At 63.6% G+C, this 24,688-nt stretch carries 18 protein-coding genes; 17 read left to right on the top strand and 1 reads right to left on the bottom strand.

Annotation, left to right across the window (positions count from 1 at the left end; translation table 11 throughout):
• The first annotated feature begins 1 nt into the window (after window position 1).
• The 6 genes from DMP11_RS02005 (at window position 2) to DMP11_RS01980 (ending at window position 11,476) form a co-directional block, all read left to right on the top strand.
• Window positions 2–1,375 (top strand): ROK family protein, encoded by a 1,374-nt coding sequence (locus tag DMP11_RS02005; RefSeq protein ID WP_123184800.1) that lies wholly within the window; start codon window positions 2–4, stop codon window positions 1,373–1,375.
• A gap of 463 nt (window positions 1,376–1,838) precedes the next feature.
• Entirely contained in the window at window positions 1,839–5,372 is a 3,534-nt protein-coding gene (nifJ, locus tag DMP11_RS02000; RefSeq protein ID WP_123184799.1) for a pyruvate:ferredoxin (flavodoxin) oxidoreductase, read from the top strand.
• A 340-nt stretch (window positions 5,373–5,712) separates the two neighbouring features.
• Window positions 5,713–7,323 (top strand): ABC transporter substrate-binding protein, encoded by a 1,611-nt coding sequence (locus tag DMP11_RS01995; RefSeq protein WP_123184798.1) that lies wholly within the window; start codon window positions 5,713–5,715, stop codon window positions 7,321–7,323.
• A 283-nt stretch (window positions 7,324–7,606) separates the two neighbouring features.
• On the top strand, window positions 7,607–8,563 hold the full coding sequence (locus DMP11_RS01990) for an ABC transporter permease (RefSeq protein ID WP_123184797.1): 957 nt from the start codon (window positions 7,607–7,609) through the stop codon (window positions 8,561–8,563).
• 4 nt (window positions 8,564–8,567) lie between these two features.
• Entirely contained in the window at window positions 8,568–10,604 is a 2,037-nt protein-coding gene (locus DMP11_RS01985; RefSeq protein WP_123184796.1) for a dipeptide/oligopeptide/nickel ABC transporter permease/ATP-binding protein, read from the top strand.
• A complete protein-coding gene (locus DMP11_RS01980; RefSeq protein ID WP_123184795.1) occupies window positions 10,601–11,476 on the top strand; it encodes an ABC transporter ATP-binding protein in 876 nt (291 codons plus the stop codon). Before DMP11_RS01985 ends, DMP11_RS01980 begins: the two co-directional genes overlap by 4 nt.
• 109 nt (window positions 11,477–11,585) lie before the next feature.
• On the opposite strand, the gene DMP11_RS01975 is transcribed toward DMP11_RS01980, so the two are convergent.
• Window positions 11,586–11,987, bottom strand: a complete 402-nt coding sequence (locus tag DMP11_RS01975; protein ID WP_123184794.1) for an RrF2 family transcriptional regulator — start codon at window positions 11,985–11,987, stop codon at window positions 11,586–11,588.
• A 277-nt stretch (window positions 11,988–12,264) separates the two neighbouring features.
• On the opposite strand from DMP11_RS01975, the gene nifS reads away from it, so the two are divergent.
• The 11 genes from nifS to ccsA all read left to right on the top strand — a co-directional run bounded on the left by nifS (window position 12,265) and on the right by ccsA (window position 24,611).
• Window positions 12,265–13,491, top strand: coding sequence for a cysteine desulfurase NifS (gene nifS, locus DMP11_RS01970; protein ID WP_123184793.1), 1,227 nt, complete (start codon window positions 12,265–12,267; stop codon window positions 13,489–13,491).
• A gap of 87 nt (window positions 13,492–13,578) precedes the next feature.
• A complete protein-coding gene (gene nifU / locus DMP11_RS01965) occupies window positions 13,579–14,043 on the top strand; it encodes a Fe-S cluster assembly scaffold protein NifU (RefSeq protein WP_328590234.1) in 465 nt (154 codons plus the stop codon).
• A gap of 616 nt (window positions 14,044–14,659) precedes the next feature.
• Window positions 14,660–16,243, top strand: a complete 1,584-nt coding sequence (gene metG / locus DMP11_RS01960) for a methionine--tRNA ligase (protein ID WP_123184792.1) — start codon at window positions 14,660–14,662, stop codon at window positions 16,241–16,243.
• Window positions 16,244–16,252: 9 nt separating this feature from the next.
• Window positions 16,253–17,290: a TatD family hydrolase gene (locus DMP11_RS01955; protein WP_123184791.1), complete on the top strand. Its 1,038-nt coding sequence runs from the start codon at window positions 16,253–16,255 to the stop codon at window positions 17,288–17,290.
• A gap of 20 nt (window positions 17,291–17,310) precedes the next feature.
• Window positions 17,311–18,198 carry a flavodoxin family protein gene (locus tag DMP11_RS01950; protein WP_123184790.1) on the top strand — a complete coding sequence of 296 codons (888 nt, stop codon included), beginning with the start codon at window positions 17,311–17,313 and terminating at the stop codon, window positions 18,196–18,198.
• Entirely contained in the window at window positions 18,191–19,120 is a 930-nt protein-coding gene (gene rsmA, locus DMP11_RS01945) for a 16S rRNA (adenine(1518)-N(6)/adenine(1519)-N(6))-dimethyltransferase RsmA (protein WP_123184789.1), read from the top strand. The genes DMP11_RS01950 and rsmA overlap by 8 nt, the downstream gene beginning before the upstream one ends.
• Before the next feature lie 269 nt (window positions 19,121–19,389).
• The gene (locus tag DMP11_RS01940; protein WP_123184788.1) at window positions 19,390–20,049 is read left to right on the top strand and encodes a cytochrome c maturation protein CcmE domain-containing protein; all 660 of its coding nucleotides are present in this window, start codon (window positions 19,390–19,392) and stop codon (window positions 20,047–20,049) included.
• Between the two features lie 101 nt (window positions 20,050–20,150).
• Window positions 20,151–22,283: a heme lyase CcmF/NrfE family subunit gene (locus DMP11_RS01935; RefSeq protein WP_123184787.1), complete on the top strand. Its 2,133-nt coding sequence runs from the start codon at window positions 20,151–20,153 to the stop codon at window positions 22,281–22,283.
• Between the two features lie 15 nt (window positions 22,284–22,298).
• Window positions 22,299–23,018, top strand: a complete 720-nt coding sequence (gene ccmA / locus DMP11_RS01930) for a heme ABC exporter ATP-binding protein CcmA (protein ID WP_123184786.1) — start codon at window positions 22,299–22,301, stop codon at window positions 23,016–23,018.
• A gap of 3 nt (window positions 23,019–23,021) precedes the next feature.
• Window positions 23,022–23,768, top strand: a complete 747-nt coding sequence (locus tag DMP11_RS01925) for a heme exporter protein CcmB (protein ID WP_123184785.1) — start codon at window positions 23,022–23,024, stop codon at window positions 23,766–23,768.
• A 72-nt stretch (window positions 23,769–23,840) separates the two neighbouring features.
• Complete coding sequence (ccsA, locus tag DMP11_RS01920; RefSeq protein ID WP_123184784.1) at window positions 23,841–24,611, top strand: cytochrome c biogenesis protein; 771 nt, start codon at window positions 23,841–23,843, stop codon at window positions 24,609–24,611.
• Window positions 24,612–24,688: the final 77 nt, after the last annotated feature.

Raw genomic sequence — 24,688 nt, 5'->3', positions numbered from 1 at the left:
CGTGAATTATTTGGGCATCGACTACGAAATCAAGAACGTCCCGGTGCTGGATCCCGGCTTTATCCCCTTCGGCGTGTGGGCCATCGAGTACCTCAAAGGCGCCAGCCACCCCATCAAAGTGGCGGTGGAGCGGGAAGACGGCCTGGTGTCGGTGCGCGAGAGCGCCATCCGCGGCCCGGAGTTCGCCGAGGCCAACCTGCGCTACGTGGAGCGCCTGATCAAGTTCGAGCTGTGGAGCATCGGCGGTTTCAAGGTATACCTATGCGGCTGCGACGACATTGCCCAGAAGCTGGCGGCCGCTTACAGCCCGGAAGGGGAGCGCCACTTCGATTTCGAGTTCGTGGGCGACGTGTACGAGAAGCCGCTTGAGGTGATCGCGGTGGACGAGGCCCATTTCCCCGCCGCCAACGAGAGCGCCAAGCAAATCGGCGGCCACATGGAGGGCTGCCGCATCGGCTTTGACGCCGGCGGCTCCGACCGCAAAATGTCGGCCGTCATCGACGGCGAGCCGGTGTACTCCGAGGAAGTGGTGTGGTTCCCCAAGATCACCGAAGATCCGGAGTACCACTTCAACGAGATTGTGACCGCCTTCAAAACCGCCGCTTCCAAGATGCCGCGGGTGGACGCCATCGGCGTCAGCTCCGCCGGCACCTTCGTGGGCAACAGCCCCATGGTGGCCTCGCTGTTCATCAAGGTGCCCCGCGAGCGTCGCGATGAGGTGAAGAGCATCTACGACCGCGCTGGCGCCGAGATCGGCGACGTGCCGCTGGTGGTGGCCAACGACGGCGACGTCACCGCGCTGGCCGGCTACATGTCCACCGGCGAAGGGGACATCCTGGGCATCGCCATGGGTACCTCCGAAGCGGTGGGCTACGTGAACAACGACGGCAACGTGCTGGGCTGGATCAACGAGCTGGCCTTCGCGCCGGTGGACCTTTCCCCCAATGCCATGCAGGACGAGTGGTCCACCGACTTCGGCGTGGGCTGCAAGTACTTCAGCCAAGACGCCGTGATCAAGCTGGCGCCGGCCGCCAACATCATCCTCGACCCGGCCCTTTCCCCGGCCGAGAAACTGAAGGTGGTGCAGGGGCTGGCCAACAACGGCGACGAGGCGGCGCTGGACATCTACCGCTCCATCGGCTGCTACCTGGCCCATACGCTGGTGCTCTACAGCATGTTCTACGAGATCAAGACGCTGCTGGTGCTGGGGCGCGTGGCCTCAGGCGATGGCGGCGACCTGCTCATTTCCGAATGCAACCGCGTTTTGGCGGAAGAGTACCCGGAATTGGCGGAACAGATCAAAGTGACCCTTCCCGACGAGAAGATGCGCCGCGTGGGCCAATCCGTGGCCGCCGCCAGCCTCCCCGAGCTGTAAGGGCAACACCTCCACCACCCCAAAGGGCGAAGACTCCAGTCTTCGCCCTTTTTTTGCGTTTAGAGGGGGTGACAGGGGACGGGGATAACGTCATGCCTTCGCGATTCGTAGGGCAGAGATTCTATCTCTGCCTGGGATACAACTCCGGTTGGTACCGAGGCAGAGACAGGGTCTCTGCCCTACGATGACCCGATTGGCCAAACCGCCGCATCGCGTGCCGGAGGTATGACGTTATCCCCATCCCCTGCCATGCGCTCCCACCTTCCTTGTAGGCATTGTCCGATTTTTATTCGGTGTTGCCCCGAGCGGCCGCAAGGGGTAGGGGCGGGGTGTGGTACAAATATTAGCTATACCGAAACCCCTGGCAATCGCTTTCCCAAAGCCGCATGTCCGCCGCGGGCCGCCGGTATCAAGCGCGCGCGGGAAAGTGCGCCTTTGTTTGTTCCCTTTAGAAGGAGAGAGCATGACAAGACAATTGAAGTCGATGGATGGCAACAACGCGGCGGCGCACGTTTCCTATGCGTTCACCGAGGTTGCGGGCATCTATCCCATCACACCCTCCAGCCCCATGGCCGACTTCGTGGACCAGTGGGCCGCGGCGGGGCGCAAGAACATCTTCGGCACCACGGTGAAGGTGTGCGAGATGCAATCTGAGGCCGGCGCTGCGGGCGCCGTGCACGGCTCGCTGGCCACCGGCGCGCTTACCACCACCTACACCGCATCGCAGGGCCTGCTGCTGATGATCCCCAACATGTACAAGATTGCGGCGGAGATGCTGCCCAGCGTGTTCCACGTGTCCGCCCGCACCGTGTCCACCCAGGCCCTCAACATCTTCGGCGACCACTCCGACGTGATGGCCTGCCGCCAAACCGGCTTCGCCATGCTGGCCGAGGGCAACGTGCAGGAGGTCATGGACCTCTCGGCGGTGGCCCATCTGGCCGCCATCAAGGGGCAGGTGCCCTTCATCAATTTCTTCGACGGCTTCCGCACGTCCCACGAGGTGCAGAAGATCGCCGTGTGGGACTACGACGACCTGGCCGAGATGTGCGACATGGACGCCGTGCGCGCCTTCCGCGACCATGCCCTGAACCCGGAGCACCCGGCCATGCGCGGCAGCCATGAGAACGGCGACATCTTCTTCCAGCACCGCGAGGCCTGCAACCCCACTTACGACGCGCTGCCGGCCGTGGTGGAGGAGTACATGCAGAAGGTGAACGAGAAGCTGGGCACCAACTACCAGCTGTTCAACTACTACGGCGCCGAAGACGCCGAGCGGGTGATCGTGGCCATGGGCAGCATCTGCGACGTGGCCGAGGAAGTGATCGACTACCTGAACGCCCGCGGCGAGAAGGTGGGCCTGGTGAAGGTGCGCCTGTACCGGCCCTTCGTCACCCAGCGCTTCGTGGAGGCGCTGCCCAAGACGGTGAAGAAGATCGCCGTGCTGGACCGCACCAAAGAGCCGGGCGCCATTGGCGAGCCGCTGTACATGGACGTGGTGAACGCGCTGGCGGTGGAAGGCGTTTCCGGCATCACCGTCACCGGCGGCCGCTACGGCCTTGGCAGCAAGGACACCCCGCCCGCTTCGGTGTTCGCCGTGTTCGAGGAGCTGGCGAAGGACGCGCCGCGCCGCCAGTTCACCATCGGCATCGTGGACGACCTGACCAATCTCTCGCTGCCGGAGAAGCCGGCCCCCATCACCAGCGCCCCGGGCACCATCGAGTGCAAGTTCTGGGGCTTGGGCGGCGACGGCACCGTGGGCGCCAACAAGAACTCCATCAAGATCATCGGCGACCACACCGACAAGTACGTGCAGGCCTACTTCCAGTACGACTCCAAGAAAACCGGCGGCGTCACCATCAGCCACCTGCGCTTCGGCGACGCCCCCATCCGCAGCCCCTACTACGTGAACCAGGCGGACTTCGTGGCCTGCCACAACCCCTCCTACATCACCAAGGGCTTCCGCATCGTGCAGGACGTGAAACCGGGCGGCGTGTTCCTGATCAACTGCCAGTGGACCCCCGAAGAGCTGGGGCAGCACCTGGACGCCGCTTCCAAGCGCTACATCGCCGAGAACGGCATCAAGCTCTACACCATCAACGCCATCGATCTGGCGGTGGAGATCGGCATGGGCAAGCGCACCAACACCATCCTGCAATCCGCCTTCTTCAGCCTGGCCGGCGTCATGCCCCAGGAAGAGGCCATCGGCTACATGAAGGACGCCGCCACCAAGAGCTACCTGAAGAAGGGCCAGGACGTGGTGGACATGAACCACAAGGCCATCGAGGTGGGCGCCACCGCCTACGTGCCCGTTGAGGTGCCGGCCGACTGGGCCAGCGCCGAAGACGCCCCCAAGGCCCAGCGGGTGGAGGGCGATCCGGAGCTGATCAAGGTGGTGGAGACCATCATGGAGCCGGTGGGTCGCATGGACGGCGACCTGCTGCCGGTTTCCGCCTTCGCCGACCACGCCGACGGCCAGTTCCCGGTGGGCGCCGCCGCCTTCGAGAAGCGCGGCGTTGCCGTTACCGTGCCCCATTGGAACCAGGACACCTGCATCCAGTGCAACAACTGCGCCTATGTGTGCCCCCACGCCACCATCCGTCCCTTCGCCCTCACCGAGGCGGAGGCGGCCGGCGCCCCTGAGGCCGCTCGTCTCATCCCCGTGCGCGGCAAGCAAGGCGACGGGCTGCAGTTCACCATGGCCGTGAGCCCGCTGGACTGCATGGGCTGCGGCGTGTGCGTGGGCGTGTGCCCCACCAGCTCGCTTGCCATGGTGCCCCAGGCCGACGAAATGGATCAGCAGGCGGTGTTCGACTACTGCGTGGCCGAGGTGGCCCCCAAGCCGCAGCTGGAGGGCAACACCGTGAAGGGCAGCCAGTTCAAGCGCCCGCTGCTGGAGTTCTCCGGCGCCTGCGCCGGCTGCGCCGAAACCTCCTACGCCCGTCTGGTCACCCAGATGTTCGGCGACCGCATGTACATCGCCAACGCCACCGGCTGCAGCTCCATCTGGGGCGGCCCGGCCGCTACTTCGCCCTACTGCACCAACTGCGAGGGCCACGGCCCCGCCTGGAGCAACTCGCTGTTCGAGGACAACGCCGAGCACGGCCTTGGCATGCTGCTGGGTTACGAGGCGGTGCAGGACATGGTGGTGGAAGACGCTACCAAGATCGTGGAGGGCGACAAGGCCTCCGCTGAGCTGAAGGCCGCCGCGCAGGCGTGGCTGGACGCCCGCCTGGACGCCGAGGCCAGCAAGACGGCGGCTGCCGAGTTCATCGCGCAGCTGGAGAAGGTGGAGGGCTGCGAGGCGTGCGCCCGCATCCTGGAGAACAGGAAGTTCCTCACCAAGAAGAGCGTGTGGATCTTCGGCGGCGACGGCTGGGCCTACGACATCGGTTACGGCGGCCTGGACCACGTGATCGCCTCAGGCAAGGACGTCAACATCTTCGTGTTCGACACTGAGGTGTACTCCAACACCGGCGGTCAGGCCTCCAAGGCCTCCAACCTGGGCCAGGTGGCGCAGTTCGCCGCTTCCGGCAAGGACATCAAGAAGAAGAGCCTGGCCGAGATTGCCATGAGCTACGGGTACGTGTACGTAGCCCAGGTGGCCATGGGCGCCAACCCGGCCCAAACCCTGAAGGCCATCGTGGAGGCGGAGGCTTACCCGGGCCCCAGCCTGATCATCGGCTACTCGCCCTGTGAGATGCACTCCATCAAGGGCGGCATGATGAACTCCCAGGCGGAGATGAAGAAGGCGGTGGACTGCGGCTACTGGAACCTGCTGCGCTTCAACCCGGCGGCGCCGGTGGGCAAGAAGTTCACGCTGGATTCGAAGGAGCCGGCCGGCGGTTACCAGGAGTTCCTCATGAACGAGGCCCGCTACAGCCGCCTCACCCGCGAGTTCCCCGAGCGCGCCACCGAGCTGTTCGCCAAGAACGAAGAGGCGGCCATGGCCCGCTACCAGCACCTGGTGAAGCTGAAGGACCTCTACGCCGACGCGTAGGGCACCGCTTCCCGCAACGCTGAACCCTATGAGAACGGCCGACTCTGAGGAGTCGGCCGTTTTGTTTTGCCTGCATCAATGCGGCGATTTATAAAACTTCTATTTATATCATACTTGTGACAAATTCATGGGAAAATTAAGAAGTGGTTTTGCCAAGAGTGCAAAACTTATGGAGTAACGTAACCATAGTTTAACAAACCGTAATAAACGGTATAATTCCGCGCCGAGCCTTTGTATGGTTAATCAGTCTTGGCCGTACAAGGACATTTCGCCAGTTCCCAAGTAACGCTGGCGAATACGGGGAGGCACCCCGTAAGACCACAAAAGTTGGAGGAAAAACATGGAAAAACTCACTCGTCGTGGCTTTTTGGCTGGTACTGCTGCTACCGGCGCCCTGGCTGCCCTCACCCTCGCCGGTTGCGGCGGGGATGACAAGAAGGCCGATGCGCCCGCACCGTCCACCGATGAGCCGAAAGACGAACAGCCGGCCAGCTCTGGCGTTGCCAAGGCCATCACGGCTGCCGCTGCTTACAGCTCCACGAACTGCAACCCCATCGGCAACAGCTCTGCTCTGATGCTGGCCGCCACCTGGCATGTGTTCGAGGGTCTCTACGATTTGGACCTGCACACCTACAAGACCTACACCGCTCTGGCTGCCGGCGAGCCCACCAAGGTTTCCGACACCGAGTACGAAGTGGCCATCCGCGAGGGCGCCAAGTTCTCCGACGGTTCCGCTGTGACCGCCGACGACGTGGTGAACGCCTTCAAGCGCAACATGGCCGATGACACCTACGGCGCCTTCCTCACCTTCATCAAGAGCGTAGCCGCCAAGGACGATACCACCGTCACCTTCACCCTGAACTACCCCTTCGAGAGCCTGCTGAAGGGCCGTCTGGCCGTAGTGAAGATTTTCCCGAAGGCCCTCACCGACGACCAGCTGTCCACCATGCCCATCGGTTCCGGCCCCTGGAAGTACGACTCCATCAACGGCGACGACGGCGGCACCATCCGCTTCGTGCCCAACGACCAGTACAACGGCACTCTGCCTGCCACCTGCGAAGAGATGGACTGGACCGTGCAGCTGGACGGCACCGCCCGTACCACCGCCATCATCGATGGCACCGTGCTGGCTATCGAGAGTGTGCCGGATGCCAACGCTACCCAGCTGGACAACGCCGGTGTGGCCGTTGAGTACGTGCCCGGCTTCGCCCTGCCGTTCCTGATGTTCAACTGCAAGAAGGCCCCCTTCGACGACGTGCGCGTGCGTCAGGCCATCTACTACGCCATCGACTACGACAAGCTGATTTCCAACCAGATGGACGGCCATGCCACTGCTTGCACCAGCTTTTTGCCGGAGTCTTACGCCAACTATCATCAGGCGTCCACCATCTACACCCACGACGTGGAGAAGGCCAAGAGCTTGCTGGCCGATGCAAATCAGACCGATTTGTCCTTCGAGCTGATGGTGAACAACAACTGGGTAAACGCCCTGGCTCCGCAGATCGTGAACGATTTGGAGCAGGTGGGCATCAAGGCCACTATCAACGAGACCAAGATCGACTGGGCCGCACTGGCGCCCTCCGATGACATCCTGCCCTACGACGTGATGCTCACCCCGGGCGATCCCTCTTGCTTCGGCAACGACCCCGACCTGCTGATGACCTGGTGGTACGGCGACAACGTGTGGACCCAGGGTCGCAGCTGCTGGAACGTCACCCCTGAGTGGCAGCAGCTGCAGACTCTGCTGCAGAGTGCCCGCGAAGAGGCCGACGCCGCCAAGCAGCAGGAGATCTGGAACCAGTGCTTCGATCTGATTGCCGAGAACGTGCCGCTGTACCCGCTGTTCCATCGTCAGATTTCCACCGGCTTCTACGAGAAGAAGCTGGAGAACTTCGAGCCCATCTCAACCACCGGTCTGGTGTTCCTGGGTACCACCCCCATTGAGGGCTAAGCCTTAAAGCCTAGCTCCCGAGGCCGCTTGGCCGTATGGGAAACTCCGCAGAGCCCCGCCCTTTTCATGAAGGGCGGGGCTCCTGCATTTTCGGCCCCTCATCAGGCATAAGAAAAAACATAATTCGAGGCAAGATAGCTCTTGTGCGCCGTCGTTTCTAGGCTATCTGTGGGGTAGAATAATCACTGTTTGCTTGCGCCTCCAGGGGAACCTGAAGGAGGGGGCAAGAGCGCTGTTGCTGTTTCTGGGCAGGTGTGCCGAGAAGTATCGAAAGGAGGATGAGGTGAACAATCTTTTGAGGTTGATTGTCAACCGCATACTGTGGCTGCCGGTCATGGTGCTGGGTGTGACCATCCTCGTGTTCTTCATCATGTCGCTGTCTCCCATCGACCAGGCCTATTCGGTTCTGGGCGAGAACGCTTCAGCGGCGCAGGCGGAGGCTTACCGCCAAGAGCACGGTTTGAACGACCCGGTTATCGTGCAGTACGGCCGTTACATGGCGGGGCTGTTCACGGGTGACCTTGGCAGCTACGGCGCCAACATGGCCTCGGTGGGGGAGCGCGTTGCCCAAGCCTTGCCGGTAACCCTGCAGCTCACGTTCTTGGGCCTCATCATTGCGGTGTTCTTCGCGGTTATCCTGGGCGTCATTTCCGCCATCTGGCGTGACAAATGGCCCGACCAGGTGATTCGCGTGTTCTCCATCGCCTGCATCGCCACTCCGTCGTTCTGGCTGGCGGTGCTGCTCATCCTGCTGTTCATGGCCAACCTCCATTGGCTGCCCGCTTCCGGCAAGCTGCCCGACTTCTTCACCGATCCCGGCGGATGGCTGGCGCGCATGGCGCTGCCGGCAATTTCGCTGGCGGTGCCGGTTACGGGGCAGATGACCCGCGTGGTGCGTACCTCCATGGTGGAAGAGCTGGACAAAGACTACGTGCGCACCGCTTTGGGCGCCGGCATACCGAAGGCGGTGGTGATCGGCCGCAACGTGCTGCGCAACGCCCTCATCACCCCGGTTACGGTGCTGGGCCTGCGCATCGGCTACCTGATCGGTGGCGCGGTTATCATCGAGGTAATCTTCGCGCTTCCCGGCATGGGCATGGCCATTCTTTCCGGCATCCAGAGCAACTACGTTATGCTGGTGCAGGGCGTGGTGCTGTGCGTGGCCATTGCCTTCATCATCATCAACATCATCGTGGATATGCTTTATATCCTGATCGATCCTCGCATTAGGACGGTGTAGCCCCATGGTGAAACTTCGTGAGAAAACTACCAAGAAGCTGGAGGGCAAGGTGCGCTTCCGCCGCTGGAAGAACATGACCATCGGTGCCCGCATCTCCATCGTGGTGCTGGCGCTCATCGTGCTGGTGGCCATCTTTGCCAACTTCCTGGCCCCCCATGACCCCTACGAGATCTTCGCCGCCCGCCAGGCTCCCAACTCGGAGTTCCTGTTCGGCACCGACGACAAGGGCCGCGACGTGCTGTCCCGCATGATGTACGGCGCCCGCTACTCGTTGGTCATCGGCTTGGGAGCCACGGCGTTCGCCCTCGTGATCGGTTCCATCATCGGCGCCATCGCAGCGGTTTCGCGCAACTGGATCTCCAACGTCATCATGCGCATCATGGACATCATCATGTCCTTCCCCGGCATCGCCCTGGCCGCCACCTTCGTGGTGGTGTTCAGCGCCAACGCCACCATCGAGACGCGCCTCCCCGCGCTGATCTTCTCCATCGGCTTTTTGTACGTGCCCCAAATCGCCCGCATCGTGCGCGCCAATGTGATGAGCGAGTACAACCAAGACTACGTACGGGCGGTTATCGTGTCCGGTGCGAAGGCGCCGTGGATTCTTACCAAGCACGTCATTCGCAACTGCATCGCGCCGGTGTTGGTGTTCACCATCGTGCTGGTGGCTGACGCCATCGTGTTCGAAGCGTCGCTGTCGTTCATCTCTGCCGGCATCGCCGAGCCTACCCCCACCTGGGGCAACATACTCTCCGATGCCAAGGACGGCGTGCTGGCTGGCCGTTGGTGGCAGGCGCTGTTCCCGGGCCTGGCCATCATGATCACGGTGCTGTGCCTCAACATCTTCTCGGAGGGCATCACCGACGCCATGGCCGCCGCGCCCAAGGCACCCGTGGCCGCCGGCGACGACAAGCTGAACACCGACCGCATGGCCGACCGTCTGGTGGCCGACCCGAAGCTGGCCTACGCCGCCCAAGCCGAGATGCTGGAGGCGCGCCTGGCGCGGTTGAAGGAGATGGAGGGGTTGCGCACCGACCGCTTCGACGCCCATACGGACGTGCCCCCCATTTTGGAAGTGAAGGACCTGTGCATCAAGTTCCCGCGCCATGGCGACGTGAACGTGGTGGACCATGTGAGCTTTGTGGTGCGCCCGCACCAGACCATGGGCCTGGTGGGCGAATCCGGCTGCGGCAAGTCCATCACCTCCCTCACCATCATGGGGTTGTTGGACCCGAAGGCCCAGGTTTCCGGCGAAATCCTCTACGAGGGCCGCAACCTGCTTGACCTGTCGCAGCGCCAGATGAACGCCCTGCGCGGCCGCGAGATTGCCATGATCTACCAGGACGCTCTGTCGTCGCTGAATCCCTCGATGCTGATCAAGGCCCAGATGAAGCAGCTCACCAAGCGCGGCGGCACCCGCAGCGCCGAGGAACTGCTTGAGCTGGTGGGCCTGGACCCCAAGCGCACGCTGGACTCCTACCCCCACGAGCTTTCCGGCGGCCAGCGCCAGCGCGTGCTCATCGCCATGGCCCTTACCCGCGACCCGAAGGTGATCATCGCCGACGAGCCCACCACCGCCCTCGACGTAACCGTGCAGAAGCAGGTGGTCGACCTTCTGAACAAGCTGCAGAAGGAGCTGGGATTTGCCATGGTGTTCGTGAGCCACGACCTGGCCCTGGTGGCGGAGGTGGCCAACTCCATCACCGTCATGTACGCCGGCCAAGTGGTGGAGCAGGGCCCGGTGAAGGAGATTCTGGGCAACCCCATCCACGAGTACACCCGCGGCCTGCTGGGTTCGGTGCTTTCCATCGAAGCGGGCGGCGACCGCCTGCACCAGGTGCCTGGCACGGTGCCGTCTCCCAAGGACTTCCCCGAGGGCGATCGCTTCACGCCGCGCTCCAGCCATCCCGAGAAGGTGTCCAACATCCGTCCGGTGCTGAAGCGCCACGGCGGCACGGACCACTACTACGCCGAGCTGCCCGATAGCGAGCTCAAGCGGCTTGACATTGAACCCTATGTTCCCGGAGGTCCGCTACTATGAGCGAAGAAGTAATGAATTCCGCGCCCGTTCAAGAGGCGCCCGAGGCGAAGGATGAGCAGACGCCCATCATTTTCCTCGACGACATCAAGGTGACCTTCCGCACCCGTACCGGCTCGTTGCTGCACCCCAACTTGGTGCACGCGGTACGCGGCCTTACGCTGAAGCTGATGCCGGGGGAGACCATTGGCATCGTGGGCGAGTCCGGTTGTGGCAAGTCCACCACCGCCAATGTGATGTGCGGCCTGCAAAAGCCCACTTCCGGCCGTGTGTTCTTCAAGGGCAAGGACGTGACCAACCGTACCGCCGCCGACCGCCGCGTTATCGGCCGCGTGATTTCAGTGGTGTTCCAAGACCCGGCCACCGCGCTGAACGCCCGTATGACGGTGCAGGACCAGCTGATGGACCCCATGATCGTGCACAAGGTGGGCGACGAAGCCTATCGCCGCAACCGCGTGAACGAGCTGATTGAGATGGTGGGCCTGCCGGCTTCGGTGTTGGAGGCGCTGCCGGGGCAGATGTCCGGCGGCCAGCGCCAGCGCGTGGCCATCGCCCGCGCCCTGTCGCTGAAGCCGGACGCCATCATCGCCGACGAGCCCACCTCCGCGCTGGACGTTTCCGTGCGCGCCCAGATTCTGAACCTTCTGATGGATCTGAAGAAGGAACTGGGGCTGGCCATGGTGTTCATCAGCCATGACATCCAGACGGTGCGCTACATTTCCGACCGCATCGTGGTGATGAACGGCGGCCTGGCCGTGGAGGAGGGCACCGCCGAGCAGGTATTCAACAATCCCAAAGACGAGTACACCCGGCTTCTGCTGGGGGCGGCGCCTTCGCTGCTGCATCCGGATTTGGGGAAAGGCGGCGCCGCTTAGGCGGCAACGGCTTTACCTAATGCCATGAAAACGGCCCGGGAGTTGAGTCCCGGGCCGTTTTGTTTTGCGGATGGGGCGCTGCGGACGCGAGCGGCGGCGATTGGGGAGCTTAGGCGCTGATGATGTCGGCGAGGGTTTTGGAGGCCAGGTAATCGCGCATGGTTTGCTGCAGGCCGCCCCACACTTTTTGGGAGGTGCAGCCGTCGGCCCTGTCGCAACGGATGTGGCCGCTGATGCAGTCCATCAAATCCAAACCGTCTTCCGAGGCGGAAACCACGTCTTCGAGGGTGATTTTCTCAGGGGAGCGGGAAAGCTGGTAACCGCCCATGTAGCCGCGGGTAACCGACAGAAGCCCCTTCGAGCTTAAGGGGGCCACTACCTGTTCCAGGTACTTCTTGGAAATGGATTGCCGCTCGGCCACGTCTTTCAAGGCGATGGGTCCTTCGCCATAATGCTGCGCCAAGTCAATCATAAAGCGCATGCCGTAACGTGATTTAGTAGAGATTTTCATAATCCTCGCCAAAGGTCGTGTAAAGGCCTGCTACAAGTTTCCGTGCATCATAACAAATTGCGCGGGCCTGTGTCACGGAAAACCCAGTGATTAACTAGGATATATGAGTTGATGAGTCATCATTTAGCCAAGGACGATGTCATCAGTTTTTCACATTTGGAAAACTGCCTATTGACTACTTGTCGATGAGCATTATATTAAACCTAGCAAATAACTAGACATTAAAGCTCCGGAGGCGCGGCCCGCTGCCGGAGACGCTAAGGAAAAAGGAAGGCCCATGAAGCAGATTTACCTGGACAACGCTTCCACCACCCGCATGCGCCCCGAGGTGCTGGATGCCATGTTGCCGTATTTCACCGAGCAGTACGGCAATCCTTCTTCTATCTATCCGCTGGGGCAAGAGGCTTCCGACGCCGTGGCCGAGGCCCGCAGCTCGCTGGCTGGTTGCATCGGGGCTCAGCCGCGGGAGGTGTTCTTCACCAGTGGCGGATCGGAGTCGGACAACTGGGCCATCAAGGGCTTCGCCCGGGCCAACGTCGCCAAGGGGCGCCACATCATCACCAGCGCGGTGGAGCACCATGCGGTGCTGCACACCTGCGCCGCCCTTGAGAAGGAGGGCTTCGAGGTAACCTACCTTCCGGTTGACGGCGACGGTTTGGTGAGCGTGGAGGATTTCAAGGCGGCCATCCGCTCCGACACCATCTTGGCTTCCATCATGTTCGCCAACAACGAGATCGGCACCATCCAGTCCATCGCCGAGTTGGCCTCTGCCGCCCACGAGGCGGGCGTGGTGTTCCACACCGATGCCGTGCAGGCCTTCGGCCATGAGTACATAAATGTGGAGGAGATGGGCATCGATATGCTGTCCGCCTCCGCCCACAAGCTGTACGGCCCGAAGGGCATGGGGCTTCTGTACGTGCGCAAAGGCGTGAAGTTGCTAAACCTCATCGATGGCGGCCAGCAGGAGCGGGGCCGTCGCGCCACCACCGAGAATGTGTCCGGCATCGTGGGTTTCGCCAAGGCGGCGCAGTTGGCGGAAGCGGAGCGGGAGGCGGTGCACGGCTCCCAGCTGGCGCTGCGCGACCACGCCATCGAGCGCATCCTGCGGGAGATTCCCCATGCCAAGCTGAACGGCAGCTGGGAGAGCCGCCTGGCCAACAACGTGAACTTCTCCTTCGAGTTCATCGAGGGGGAGGGCATGCTGCTGCAGCTGGCGGCCCGCGGCATCTGCGTTTCCTCTGGCAGTGCCTGCACCTCCGGTTCGCTGGACCCCAGCCACGTGCTTTTGGCCATCGGCCTGCCCCACGAGATCGCCCACGGTTCGCTGCGTATGACGCTGGGGCGCGACACCACGTTGGAGGATGTGGACTTCGCCATCGACTCGCTGAAGGCCACCCTGGCGAACCTGCGTTCCATGAGCCCCCTGTACGAGGACTTCCAGAAAACTGGCGAAGGCTCCATCATCGCCGAGATGAAGGCCCAAGGCGTCCCTTACGTAAGCTAACCCACTCCCAGCGGCGCGGGCTCCTCTCCCACATAAGCCCCGCGCACCGCACATTTCCCGACGAGCTTTGAGAAAGCGAGAACTCCCATGGCTATGAATTATTCTGAAGCAGTGATGGATCACTTCACCAACCCCCGCAACGTAGGGGAAATCGAAAACGCCAGCGGTTGCGGCACGGTGGGCAACGCCGTGTGCGGCGACATCATGCGGGTGTATTTGGACATCGATGACGACGGCATCATCCAGGACGCCAAGTTCAAGACCTTCGGCTGCGGCGCCGCCATTGCCACCAGCTCGATGGCAACGGTGCTGGTGAAGGGCAAAACGGTGCAGCAGGCGCTGGAGGTTACCAACAAGGCGGTGATGGAGGCGCTGGACGGCCTGCCGCCGGTGAAGGTGCACTGCTCGCTTTTGGCGGAAGAGGCCATCCATGCGGCGTTGTGGGACTACGCCGAGAAGAACGGCATCATGATCGAGGGGCTGGAGAAGCCGGTGAGCGACATCTCCGAGCACGACCACGGCCACGACATCGACGACGAGGACGAAGACTAGCCCCGAGCGCTTTGACGCTTGGCATTCGCAGGGCAGAGATTCTATCTCTGCCCTTTTCGTTTCTGGAGGGTGGGCCGGTTGGACGGGGCTGCGCTCGACGCGTCGTCGCGCCGAGCCTGTAGTCTCGGCGCTCCTTTGGCTTTGCCTTACCTCGCTCCGTCCCGCCCAACCGGCCCAGCCACAATGAAGCGGGGGAAGGTTTTATCGTAGGGCCGAGATTCTATCTCGGCCTGATGTTGCGCCCCCGTACGGGCCGTCCGTTTAGGCAGAGATAGAATCTCTGCCCTACGAATTCGACCCGGGTCCATGACAGGGGACGGGGATAACGTCATGTCCGGACCCGCGATGCATCCTGGCTGGGCAGACCCGGCGGGTCGGAGCGAGGTCCGGCCAAGCGGAGCAGAGGGGAAATCCACTCGCCCGCCAGGGCGAGTTAGTTCCCCTCGTGCGGAGCGTCGAGCGCAGGCCTGTCGGGTCGGCCCACCCTCCATAAAACATGACGTTATCCTCGTCCCCTGTCATTTGTCTGGGGTGCGCAGTGGTACTATAAGCGGATGCAAAAATCCGTCGTTTTCCGGGCATCATCAGTTCGGGGAACCCAGCGCGAGGAGAATCCATGTCGAAAGGCTCGTACTCTTTCACCACCCCCATTTACTACGTGAACGCCGCGCCCCATCTGGGCACCGCCTACACCACCGTGGCGGCCGACACCGTGGCCCGTTATCAGCGCATGAACGGCTACGACGTTGCCTTCGTCACCGGCATGGACGAGCACGGCCAGAAGGTGGCCGACACTGCCGCCGCCCATGACATGACGCCGCAGGCTTGGTGCGATTCCATGGAGCCCGCCTTCCGCGACGCATGGGATTTGCTGGACATCACCTACACCGACTTTGTGCGCACCACCGAGCCGCGCCAGGCGCGCACGGTGCAGAAGTTCTGGACCGACCTGCACGAAAAGGGCTACCTGTACAAGGGGGCCTACGAGGGCTGGTACTGCGTGCACGAGGAAACCTACTATGCCGAGAGCGACCTTGAGAAGAACGAGGAAGGGCAGTTCGTGTGCCCCGACTGCAAGCGCCCCGTGCAGCTAATGAGCTCGGGGGAGGAAAACTGGTTCTTCAAGCTGTCCGAGTTCCAGCAGCCGCTGCTGGACTTCTACGCCAGCAACCCCGACTTCATCCGGCCCGAATCGCGCCGCAACGAGATCGTGTCCTTTGTGAGCCGCGGCCTGAAGGACCTCTCCATCTCACGCTCCACCTTCGACTGGGGCATTCCGTTGCCCTTCGACGAGGGGCACGTGGCCTATGTGTGGGCCGACGCGCTGCTGGCCTACCTTACCGGCATCGGCTACGCCGACCCCAACCGCCCCGGCGAATTCGACTACCACTGGCCCATGAACTACCACTTCGTGGGCAAGGACATCATCCGCTTCCACTGCGTCATCTGGCCCGCCATGCTGATGGCGGCCGGCCTGCCCATCACCCACACGGTGTTCGGCCACGGTTTTCTGCTCACCAAGGGCGAGAAGATGTCGAAGTCGAAGGGCAACGGCCTCATGCCCGCCGATTTGGTGAGCATCTTCGGCGTGGACGCCTACCGTTACTATTTCATGTCGGACGTGCAGTTCGGCCAGGACGGCTCCATTTCCATGGAGCGCATGGTGCAGGTGTACAACAACGAGCTGGCCAACACCTGGGGCAACCTCTGTTCCCGTGTGATGAACATGGCCGGCAAGTACTTCGAGGGGAAGGTGCCCCAGGCTCCCGCCGGCGCCGAGCAGAACCCGCTGCGGGAGCTGACCGACCAGCTGTACGCCACCTACGACGGCTGCATGGGCGAGGTGGACTTCACCGGCGCCGCCGCCGCGGTGCAGAAGGTGGCCCAGCGGGTGAACCTGTACGTGGAGGAATCGGCTCCGTGGAACCTGGCCAAAAGCCCGGAAACCGCCGATGAGCTGGCGGCCGTCATCTACAACTCGCTGGAGGCCATCCGCATCATCGCCCTGTACATGGCCCCCTTCATGCCCAACACTTCCAACGAGGTGATGCGCCGCTTGGGGCTGGGCAACGCCTGCGCTGCGGAGGACATCCAGGCGGCCACCGCGTGGGGCCAGCTGCCGGCCGGCAACGCCGTGGAGAAGGGCGACCCCCTGTTCCCGCGGCTGGACGTGGAGAAAATTTCGGTGGACATGGCATAAGGGCCGCCCATGACGCGCTTCGATGACGACCCGGTATATTTCGACCTGCTGTTCCGCCAACCGCGCCGCCATGGCAAGTGGCGGCCGGTGGAGGCCCCCGTGCTGGGGGTGCCGGTGGCGGACACCCATGCCCATCTGCAGCTTTTGGCCAGCCCGCCTTTGGCTCTGGCGCGTGCCGCCCACCTCGGCGTTGACTTTCTGTGCACCATCGTGGACGTGTGGGAAGACGGTGATGCCACCTTCGAGCATTTGGAGCAGTGGCAGGCGCAGGCCCGGGCGCTGTTGGGGCAGCTGCGGGCGCTGCCGGCGGGGGAGAGCGGGCCGGTGCTGCTGCCGGGGCAGGGATTGGCGCCGGAAGGGCTTCCCGCTGTTGCCAAATCCGGTGCGGATGCGGAAGAGCCGCCGCTGCTTTCCCCTGGCGCCGTGCGCATCGCGGTGGGCTGCCATCCCCACAACGCTTCCCATTGGGACGATGCCCTGGAGGCGCGCCTGCGGCGGCTTCTGGCGGATGGTCGCGTGGCCGCCCTGGGGGAAGTGGGGCTGGATTACCATTACGACTTCTCCCCACGCGGTGCGCAGCGGGACGTGTTCCGCCGCCAGATCGCCATCGCCCACGAGTTCGACCTGCCGCTTGTCTTGCACATGCGCGAAGCCCACGACGAGGGCTTCGCCATCTTGGAGGAAGAGGGCTTCCCCGAAGCGGGCGTGCTGCTGCACTGCTTCAACCTGGATGCGGCGGAGGTGCGCCGTTGGGTGGAGCGGGGCTGCTACGTGGCCTTCGGCGGCCCTGCCACCTTCAAGAATGCAGATGAGGTGCGCGAGGCGGTGCGGCAGGTGCCCCTCGATCGGCTGCTTACCGAGACGGACGCCCCATACATGACCCCCGAGCCCATGCGCGGCATTGCCTGCGAGCCGGCCCACACCATCTTCACGGCCGCGGTGCTGTGCACGGTGCGCGGCTTTGAAGCGGGAACCGCCGGGGCGCAAGAATTCCTGGCCCAGCTGTATGGCAACGCCCAACGGCTGCTAAACCGCCCGCGCCCTTAGGCCCGAGTAAGGAGACCCCCATGCACCGACTGATTCTGGCCGGCTCGCCCCGCGCCAACGGCCGCACCGCCGCCCTGGCCGACGAGCTGTTCAACGCCTGCATCGAGGAATGTCCGGAAGACGGCGTGTCCATCGTGGCCGTTTCCAGCGTGGCGGTGGCCGGCTGCAACGGCTGCGACGGCTGCAAGCGCGAAGGGCGGCCGCCCGAGCCGCTGAAGGACGGCGATCCGCTCTCCCCGTGCCCGGAGGTGGCGGCCTCCACCGCGGCGCTGCACCAGTGCATCATCGCCGACGACATGACCGAAGTGCGCAAGCACTTGGACGCCGCGGACGAGCTGGTGGTGGTGTGCCCGGTGTACTTCGCCGGCGCCCCTTCGCAGTTCAAGGCGCTGCTGGACCGGCTGCAGCCCTATTTTTGGAGCGATCTGCGGCGGGGCGAGCCGCGCCCCTGCGTGCTGCACCTGGTGGGGGAGGGGCACGACCCGTACGGGTTCGAGCCGCTCGTCCAATCGCTGGCCTCAGCCGTGCACGTGGCCGGATTCCAGCTGGAGCTAGTTCTCGACTGGGTGGGTAAGATCACCCCCGACGGGGAGATAACCGCCGAGGCGGAGGAATACCCCATACCGCCCCAGGGCGGGTGCGCCGCTTTGGGCTGGGACAGCAGCGACGAGTGGGTGGTGCTGGAGGCGGAAGAGGAAGCGCCGGAGGCGATGGGCGCCCCTGAAGGCGCCCCGGCCCCGCAGGCTTCGGCGGCTCAGGCCACCTCGGCCGCCCCTGGCCGCGACGGCCGCAAGGGGGAGGACGGCGGGAAGCCCGCCAAAACGAAGGGCCGCGCCCAGCTGAACCTGGGCGACGGGGCCGCTCCGAAGGGCGGCAAGAAGAAGGACAAGGGAGGGCGCCGTGGCTGAGCCGCAGCGCTGCTCCCCGTACGCCAGCCCCTCTGCCACCCGGGCGGTGCTGGAGGCCCACGGGCTTACCGCCAAGTACACCTTCGGCCAGAACTTCCTGGTGAACGACGACGTGATTCGCCGTATCCTGCAGCTTTCGGCAGTAGGAGAGGCCGACGGCGTGCTGGAAGTGGGCCCTGGCATCGGCACCCTCACCGCCGCGCTGCTGCAGCGGGGCCGCTACGTGGTGGCGGTGGAGCGGGACGCCGATCTGCCGCCGGTGCTGGCAGACACCCTGTACCCGTGGCGAGAGCGGTTTTCCCTGGTGGAGAAGGATGCCCTGCAGTTGAGCGCTGCCGATGTGGAGGGGGCGCTTTCGGTGCTGCCCGCCGCAGGGGGCGCGATGCCCAACAAACTGGTTTCCAACTTGCCCTACGCGGTGGCGGCCACGGTGGTGCTGGACTACTTCCAGCGCTTCGCCAGCCTGGAAAGCGCCACGGTGATGGTGCAAAAGGAGGTGGCGGAGCGCATGATGGCCCGCCCCGGCACGAAAACCTACGGTGCCTACACCGTCAAGCTGGGGCTGTACGCCCGTCCGGCAGGGCACTTCGCGGTGGGCCCGGGCAATTTCTTCCCGCCGCCGCGGGTGGAGAGCACGGTGATCCGCCTGGACCGCGCCCCGGTGATGGCCCCCGATGGCCGGCCGGCTTCGCCGGAGCTTCTGGCCGCCGCCTGCACCATGGCCGATGCCGCCTTCGCCACCCGCCGCAAAACCTTGGCCAATTCCTGCAAGACCTACTTCGCCGGCCGCTCGCCCGTGCAGCAGCAGCTGCCGCGGCTGTTCGCCCGCGCCGCCATCGACTCGCGCCTGCGCGGTGAGGCGCTTTCCAAAGAGGATTTCCTGGCGCTTGGGCAGGCGCTGCTGGCGCTGGGGGAGGCTTAAGGGGCATCGCGCCCGCCCGTGCCGGCGGAAACCCCTGTTTCGGCGATGCGATGGGGATAATCTACCCTAAAAGGGTGATGGCTTGACTCTTTCCCTAGGGTAAGGTTTACAGTGGGCCGGCTGCGCAGGCGCCAAGTGGCGTTTTTCGACAGATGGCCACGGTATCTTTTGATATATCTTGTAGGGATATTTTGGGAGTTGCCTTCCGGGCTGGCCCTCATATGGGGAAACTCTCTAGAATATGACCCACTGTTTCCAAGGAGGGTGAAATGAACGCAAAGATGAAGCGCCGTTTAGTAGCTGTTTCCGGCATCATCATCGTGGTGCTGATACTGGTGCTGGCCTTCGTGGGCGGCAACTCCGCCGCCACCACCGTGTCGGTGGCCCAGGCGGCCGAGGGCGGTTACGCCGGCAAAAAGGTTCAGGTGTCCGGCAATGTGGTGGAGAACTCCTTCAGCACCGATGGCAATACCCTCACTTTCAGCATCTATGATCCCGAAAACGAGTCGGGCCAACCGCTGAAGGTGGTGTACGAAGGCGCCGCCTCTTCCACATTCGGCAACGACGTTACCGCCATCTGCACGGGGCACATGGGCGGTGACGGGGTGCTGGCCTGTTCTGAACTGGTGACGAAGTGTCCGTCGAAGTACGAGAGCGCCACTGATGCTTTGGAGGTGGGGCGCCTTCTGGGCTACGGCCCCGACATGGTGGGCACCATGGTGAAGGTGACTGGCACCGTTGTCCCCGGCACCCTGAAGCCGGCCGGCGAGGGCCAGCGGTTCGTGGTCACCGACGGCACCGAGGAGATGGGCGTGATGTTTGACGGCGCCCTGTCCGAGGAAGTGGCCGATGGCGCCACGGTGGTGATCACCGGTTCGCTAAACAGCGACGGCGGTTTCGATGCTACCGAGGTGGCGTTGCAAGCGTAAGAGCGCCGGAAGGGGGCAAGGCTCTTCCGGCTTTTTGCCCGCCGGCTGCTGCTGGCGGGCGTTCCAGGTACGGTAGGTTTGGGCAAGAGGGGTAAAGCTTCATGTCGATGATTGGTTTGTTGGGCATCCTCGTCGCTTTCGCCGCAGTGGTGATTTCGGTGGGATGCTTCGGTATCGGCTGGTGGCAGCGCAGGCACGCCGAGCGCGCCGATAACTTCTTCTGGGGCGGTCGCGTGGCGGTGCTGGTGGCGGCCGTGTCGCTTACGCTGTGTTGCGCCATTTTAGTGTGGTGCTTCATGACCGGCGACAACACCATCGAGTACGTGCTGCGCTACCGCAGCGGCGCCGAAGGCGAGCTGGGCTGGCTGTACCGCCTGTCGGGGCTGTGGGCCGGCCGTCAGGGCTCGCTGCTGTTCTGGGCATGGCTCATCTCGCTGTTCAACGTGGTGGTGCTTCTGGCCACCCGCAAAAAGGGCGAGGCGCTGGACAACATGGCGCTGCTGGTGAGCCAGGTGGTGTTGGGCTGCTTCGTGGGTGTGCTGCTTTTCTCTGCTGACAACATGCCCTTTAAGGCCACCGACGCCATTTACTTCGACGCCTCCGGCGCCCTGCGCGGCGCCGCCCTCACCTGGGGCATGAACAACCTGCTGGAGCACTGGGCCATGGCCATCCATCCGCCCACTCTGTTCATCGGCTACGCCGGCCTCACCATTCCCTTCGCTTACGCCATCGCCACCCTCGTCGCCAACAACGAGGGCGACCTGTGGGTGCGCCGCGCCACCCCCTACACCATGTTCTCCTGGCTGCTGCTGGGCATCGGCATCGGCCTGGGGGCCGTGTGGGCCTATGTGGTGCTGGGCTGGGGCGGTTACTGGGGCTGGGACCCGGTGGAGAACGCCAGCCTGCTGCCCTGGCTGGTGTGCGTGGCGCTGGTGCACAGCTTCACCCTGTACCGCCAGCGGGGCATCTTCAAGAAGTGGGCCATCATGTGCGCCTGTCTGGCGTTTTCCTTCGTCATCCTGGGCACCTTCATCACCCGCTCGGGGCTGGTGCAGTCGGTGCACTCCTTCAACGGCGATCCGGTTTCCACCGTGCTGTTCCTGGTGCTCATCGTCGCGTCGCTGCTGGCGGGCGCCGTGGGGCTCCTGCTGCGCCGCAAGGGCTTCGCCGCCGGCAATCAGGAGGACATCGATTCCTTGTGCTCCCGCGATGCCGCCTATTATGTGAACAACCTCATCATGATTGTGTTCGCGGTGCTTTTGGCCTACATGACCATCTCCGCCGCGCTGCCCAGCTTCTTGCCCTTCGGCGGCCAGTCGCTGTCGGCGGGCACCTACAACGCCATCGCCCGGCCGCTGGGCATCGTGTACTGCCTGCTCATTGCCGTGTGCCCGCTTCTGGGCTGGGGCCGCACCGACGGCAAGGCCTTCTTCAGGAAGGCCCGCATCCCCGGCATCTGCGCCATCGTGCTGTTCATCGTGCTGATGGTGTACTTCTGCACCTACCTGCTGCCCAGCTACAACGCCATGCTGGCGGTCGGCGGCGAAACCGCCAGCGGCCTTCTGGAGCAGGGCCCCTCGTGGTACTACAACGGCTTGGCCGTGGTGGGCTTTGCGGTGGCCAGCCTGTTGTTCTTCAACGCCGGCTACATGGTGGTGCGCACGGCCGCCCGCCTGAAGGGGGCGCTGCGCCGTCGCCTAGCGCTTTTGGGCGGTTCGGTGGCCCATCTGGCCATGGCGGTTATCCTGGTGGGCCTCATCGGCTCGTCCATGTACGTCACTAGTGCGGTGGGGTACCTGGAATACGACGAGGAGAGCAACACCGCCGCCCCCATGGTCATCCAGGATTTCGAGCTGCGCTACGTGGGCCAGGAAGATGGCACCACCCATAACGGCCCCATCTTCACCGTTACCTTCGACGTGTACAGAGACGGCCAGTATGTGGGACAGGTGTCGCCTTCCCGCGAGATGTCGGCCACTACCATGCAGACGAAATCGAACGCCGGGGTGATCGGGTTTCCGCTGGAAGATTTGTTCGTAGTGTTCTCGGGCATCACCGACGAGGGCAGCATCGTGATGGAGGCCAAGGTCAATCCTTTGATTAGCTTTGTGTGGGCAGGTTTTGGTATGCTCATCCTGGGCACTTTGATGGCCCTCTTCGCGTCGCGGCGGCCGCAGGCCAAAACCGGGGCGAGCGAGGAGCCCGAGCTGCCCGCATCTGCCGACGGCAAGTAGGAAGAGCAGCTGCTTATGACCCAGCCCCCTGCAATCGAGGCGGCGAAGGTGTCGAAGGTTTTCGGCGCCCGCAAGGCCTTGGACAAGGTGTCCTTCTCTCTGCCCCAAGGGGCCTTCCTTTCGGTGTTCGGCCCTAACGGCGCGGGCAAAACCACGTTGCTGCGCATCTTGGCCACCCTCTCCAAGCCCACGTCGGGCGACGTGCGGGTGGGGGGCGTGGCGCTGAAGGAGCAGCCGGACGCCGCTCGCCAGGAGGTGGGGCTGATTTCCCACGCCCCCATGCTGTACCCCGACCTCACCGCTGAAGAGAACCTCATGCTCTACGCCCAGCTGTACGGGGTGGAAAACCCCCGGCAGCGGGTGTTAGAGCTGCTGGACGCGGTGGGGCTGAAGCACCGGCGGCTGGATGTGGTGCGTACGTTCTCGCGCGGCATGACCCAGCGGGTGTCCATCGCCCGCGCCCTCATCAACAACCCCTCCGTGGTGCTGCTGGACGAACCCTACGCGGGGCTTGACCCCCACGCGGTGGAAATATTCGACGAGCTTCTGGCCACCGTGCGGGAAGGGCGCACCTTCGTGATGGTGAGCCACGATTTGGACAAGGGCTTCGCCATGGCCAGCCACCTGCTGGTGCTGGCGCGGGGCAAGGTGGTTTCCTTCGGCGAGAAGGAGGACACCGACCGCGCCCAGTTCGAGGCCCTGTACCGCGAGACGGTGGGAATGGGGGTGGCTTAAGCCATGGCGAAGGATTACGCGAAGGCAACTGCCGTGGCCGGACGCCCGGCGGCCCCCTCGGCGCTGCGCCAGTTTTCGGTACTGCTGCGCAAAGACCTCACCCAAGAGTTCCGCACCAAGGAGATGCTGGTTTCCATGGTGGTGTACGCGGTGCTGGTCATCATCGTTTTGGGGGTGGCCCTCAGCTTCGCCAAGCCCTCGCAGGAATACCTTGAGGTATGCGGCGGCCTTCTGTGGGTGCTCATCGTGTTCACTTCGCTTCTGGGGCTGAACAAGTCGTTTTCCCGCGAAAAGGAGAACGGTTGCCTTGAGGGGCTTTTGCTGGCGCCGGTGGACCGCGGCGCCATCTTTCTGGCGAAAGCGGTGTCGAATTTGATATTCATCCTGCTGGTGGAAGTGCTGGCAGTGCCGCTGTTCTGGTTCTTCTTCGCCTCCTTCGCCACGCCGGCGGAAACCGCGTGGCTGAGCGTGGTGCCGCTTTTGGTGGGATCGGTGGGCATCGCCGGCGTGGGCACGCTGCTTTCCACCATAACCGTGAATACGCGGGGCAAAGACGTGATGCTGGCGCTTCTGTTCGTGCCGGTGGTTTTCCCGCTGCTCTACGCCTGCGTGTCGGCCACCACCGCCACCCTGCTGGGGGGCGAGGTGTTCGCCGCCACGTGGACGGTTTCGCTGGTGCTTGCCGCCGGCTACGATGTGATAATGATTCTCGCCGCCTGGGTGCTCTACGATTTCGTGGTGACGGCCTAGAGGCTCACGCCCGATGGGTAACGGGGGCGTCGTGGTTGGGCGCCCCGGCATGGAAAGGTTTAGGAGGAAGTTTTGGCAAAGGAGAAGAAGCCGCCGGTGCTGCCGGAGGCGGGGCAGTGGCCCGATAAAGTGGCGCCGGTGGCGCTGGTGGCGGGCGCGGTGCTCACCACCATCGGCTTTTTGCTGACGTTTCTGTGGGTGCCGCCGGTAGTGGGGGCCTCGGTGAACGGGGCGGCCCTCATCGGCGATTCGATGGTAACTCAGCAGCTACTGCTGTCCCAGAAGATCTTTTACTTCCACATGCCGGTGGCGCTGGTGTCCTTCATTGCGCTGGTGTTTGCCGCTTATTACGGCATCCGGTTTCTGGCCACCCGCAACGCCCGTTTCGACGCCTGCTCGAAGGTGGCCATGGAAATTTCGCTGCTGTTCATCATCATGACCATGATCACTGGCGAGATGTGGACCCGTTTCGAGTGGGGCGTGTGGTGGACCTGGGAGCCGCGCCTTACCACCTACCTCATCTTGATGCTCATAGTGATTGCCTACTTCATTCTGCGCAATGCCGTTGACGAGCCGGAGCGCTGCAGCGTGTACGCCGCCGTTGTGAGCATCGTGGCGCTGATCGACGTGCCCATTTGCTTCATGATCACCCGCCTCATTCCCTCCAGCGTGCACCCGGTGGTGCTGCGGGAAGGGGGCATGACCGCCGATATGGGCATTTGCCTGGCGGTAGTGCTGGTGGGCATGCTGGCGGTGGGTTTCGCCCTGTACCGAGCCCGCTTCGGCCAAGTGCGCCTGGGCCAGCGGGTTGAAGCCCTGAAAGACGCCCTGGAAGAGAATTAGCCACCAGTCTTGACGAGTTGAGTTCGGGCCGCGCCGCTTCGCCATTGGCCCTGTGGGCGCGCCCGGTGAATGAGAAA

The sequence above is a fragment of the Parvibacter caecicola genome (genome assembly GCF_003725335.1).
Taxonomy (GTDB): Bacteria; Actinomycetota; Coriobacteriia; order Coriobacteriales; family Eggerthellaceae; genus Parvibacter; species Parvibacter caecicola.
Note: the sequence above shows the minus strand (reverse complement) of the source record. Positions and strands in the feature narration are given on the sequence as shown.